Genomic DNA, 3485 nt, shown 5'->3' on the forward strand with positions numbered 1-3485 from the left:
AACCCCCTTGAGCCATCTGGCACACTTTTCTCTTTTTGTCAAATTTTATGTTAAGAAAGATGTGACTAATGGATAGATCAAGGGGGGCAGGGGGGATCGAACCTAAAATCCATTTTTAATTTAATTATAACCAGCTACTTATGTTCCCGCTCTGGTTTTCGAGCAGCGGAAGCAGTCAATGTCAGTTTTCGTTGTCATCTTCTGAAGACTTCCGTCTCTTTAAGTGGCGATGGCGATTAAAATAGATGAGGATGAACTATCTTAGATGGATGGGCTTATGTTATCTTTTTTCCTCCGTTGGTTGATTACCGCCGTCTCTTTATTGATTACAGCGCGAATAGTACCAGGTATAGAAATTAAAGATTTTACCGTGGCTTTGATAGCTGCTGTCGCTTTGGGTTTAATTAATGCTATTATTAGACCCCTGTTGATTCTTTTTACCCTGCCTTTAACTATTTTAACCCTAGGGTTATTTATTTTTGTGGTCAATGCCATTTCCTTTTCTTTAGCCTCCTATTTTATCAGTGGCTTTGAGGTAAAATCGTTTTTTGCCGCTCTATTCGGTTCGATTGTGGTTTCGATCATTTCAGGAGTTCTCAATGGTTTTTTTGTTGAATAAAGTTACCAATAATTCGGTTGTTTAAAACAGCTTGGCTTACTCTGATCTAGAGACGTTGTTATAACAATGTCTCTCTATTTTTTGGAGATGAGGAAATCTCTACTGATTTGCTCTGGCTTTTGTCGTTAAGTAGCTGGTTATAATTAAATTGAAGATGGGTTTTGGGTTCGATCCCCCCTTAATCCTAGGGTTGATTCATCGTAGGGTTGATTCATGAATCAACCCTACCCTTAATCGATCTTTAACAAGGGGACATCTCAAAGTTTTGAACACCTACCTACTTAAAAATCAGGAAAATTTAATCCCAAGATTTCCATCTCAAGCACCGAGAGCAAGTTCAATTACTATTAGAATAGTAACTTTTTGTGAAGATTTGGCTAACCAGGATGATCCGAGGGGACAAAACAAATATAATCATTTTAACCATCTTTCCAGACAGCATAACTACAAAAGTGCAGAATGGAATTGTTGAGCTAAGGAGATTAACTAATCTCAAGTCAATTTTTCTCGTCTGTGTTGGCTTGAGAGACACAATCATCGTCGCAAAAGTTTTTTTCATTCAATTTAGAGGTTTTAAAATGACTAATAATCAGGAAAATCTTAGCCAAGAAAACCAAATTTATACAGTTCTCAGTATCGGTCAAAGAGGAGCAGGAAAAACAGTTTTCCTAGCGGCATCTTATCAGAGTTTAAAAAATCCAGCAGCTTGGGGAAATCAGGCTAATATTGTCTTCAGATCTCAAGAGGAAGAAAGCGAAGAAGATATTGAAAAAATTCTCAATTATGTCGCTAGAACAGGTCAATATCCCCCCGCCACTTTAAAAATCAGTAACTTTGATTTTAGTTTAGAGAAAAAAAGCGGTGATCGCTCGGATAAAATAGCGACAATTCGCTGGTGGGATATACCGGGAGAAAGTTGTCAAATCTATAATTTAGCCTTTGTCAATATGGCTTTACAGGCTAATGCTTGTTTACTGTTTTTAGAGGCAGCAAGTTTATTAAATCATTCAGACAAGCATAACAATTACCTGAAAATTTTTCAAACCTTGATCGAGATAATTAACTATAATAAAAATAGGTTTAATTTAGGCATTATTATCAGCAAATGCGATCTAGTTGTCTCTGACCAAAAATGCTGGCAAAACCTACAATTAAAAGTCAAAGAATTAGAGCAAAAACTGCGAGAGCAAAAAGTTAATCACCGTTTTTTTTACTCAACAGTTTTAATTGATTCCCAACAAGGCACGCTGCAAGCAAATCAAGCTTTAGACTCCCTATCTTGGTTATTGTCTCAAATCGATCAACAACTGGTAAACTTTTCCTAAACGACCAGCACTATATCCGAGCTATTTACAGAAAGATTAGCCAAAAAATCTCTCAAAAATCTGCTGACTTTCTTATAGCAGTTATCTTAACGGTGAGGTGTGAAGTTTTCGTTTTGGGGAGTCGGCACCAAATTAGGTGACAGTTCATCTTGAGGAGAAATGCCGTCAAATATCTCCCCAAAAACTAGAAACAAGACACAATTGTGTGAAAATTATTTATAATAGCGCACAAAAGTGCTTAAAGGTTACAGATCATGTCCTTGCTCGTTGAACAACTGATTTATAGCAGTTTCTCGCAACTGGGATTTAAATATATCGCTAGTGCCAATGTCCCCCTAGGGATTCAACAGTTTTTTTATCAACATATAGTCTCTCAGTTATGGGACACCTATAATCCTCCAGATAGTAAATTTAAAGGAGTCTATATCTATCAAATTGACTCCCATAACACCCTCTTTGGTTGGTTAATTAACGATGGGAAGGATGAATTTGGTCGTGGGGATATTCCTTACTTTCATTGTTATTATTTACAGGAACTACTCGACTCGAAACAACTATTTAAAATTCTTGCCTGTCTAGAAGCAGGTCCCCTAAAACGTATTGCCAGAGATGAGGCTAAAATCTCCCTTGAACCCTTAACTTTAGCTGACAATTATCAGGCAAATGCCTTTGAATTAGGGATTAAACTTTCTAAAGATATTCGTCTGTTTAGCCAACGGCAACTGCGGGAAGGAAAACCTCTACAATGGTTTATCTCCTCGAAAGAAACCAAAGAACGACAACGACCACATCCCACCGATAATAACTATGATAACTCTAAAAATACCTTACCTAGGGAACCAAATTATAAGGTAGAAATTGCCAAAATCCTGCAAGAATTAGCCGAAAAACCGCTCGCTATTGAGGGGATCATGCTTGTTTCTCCCCAGGGTCAACCTTTGACTGATTCCATCGGCATGGAACACAATAGTGCTTTAATCTTAGCCGGAACAATGCTCTATCTTGCCAATAACACAAAAGAGGAATTAAGCTGGTCTGATCTGGAACAAATTGCTATTCGCAGTCCCCAGGGTCATCTGATCTTAACCCCTTGCAGTGACCAAGCTTTTCTTTTAGTGAAAACTGGCAAAACGATCACGGGATTGTTAGAGGGAGAAATCCAGAAAACTCGCTCAAAATTAGCAAAAATTCTCGCTATCTCTAACCCCACCCCCGAAACTCCTCTCTTAAATCCCACAGTTAATCCCCTCCTTGATTCCGTTGTAGAAGAATTCGAGATCGTCCTCGAAACCGAAGATAATAACAATGCAGATATTCGTTACCGGGGCAGACCAATTCAGTAATCAGTAATCAGTAATCAGTAATCAGTAATCAGGGTTCTTCGTTACTTGGTATGGTTTGATAGGGGGGCATAAATCGACTAAATCCTTATCTGGCAAGAGACTTAATTGATTAGTTCGCTCTAGAGCAAAAACAATTGACAAAAATCGCTAAATGCCTTTCTCTATAAGGGTTCCATCCCTTATAACCCCCGTCCATTG

3 protein-coding genes are annotated in these 3485 nt (G+C 38.0%); all 3 read left to right on the plus strand.

What is annotated here, in order from left to right:
- The first annotated feature begins 277 nt into the window (after positions 1–277).
- The 3 genes from O9290_RS21465 (at position 278) to O9290_RS21475 (ending at position 3287) form a co-directional block, all read left to right on the plus strand.
- Positions 278–619, plus strand: coding sequence for a phage holin family protein (locus tag O9290_RS21465; protein ID WP_002767360.1), 342 nt, complete (start codon positions 278–280; stop codon positions 617–619).
- A 578-nt stretch (positions 620–1197) separates the two neighbouring features.
- Positions 1198–1944: a TRAFAC clade GTPase domain-containing protein gene (locus O9290_RS21470; RefSeq protein ID WP_288054855.1), complete on the plus strand. Its 747-nt coding sequence runs from the start codon at positions 1198–1200 to the stop codon at positions 1942–1944.
- A 254-nt stretch (positions 1945–2198) separates the two neighbouring features.
- Entirely contained in the window at positions 2199–3287 is a 1089-nt protein-coding gene (locus O9290_RS21475; protein ID WP_288054857.1) for a roadblock/LC7 domain-containing protein, read from the plus strand.
- Positions 3288–3485: the final 198 nt, after the last annotated feature.

The sequence above is a fragment of the Microcystis sp. LE19-41.2A genome (assembly GCF_027530405.1).
In the GTDB taxonomy this organism is placed as follows: domain Bacteria; phylum Cyanobacteriota; class Cyanobacteriia; order Cyanobacteriales; family Microcystaceae; genus Microcystis; species Microcystis aeruginosa.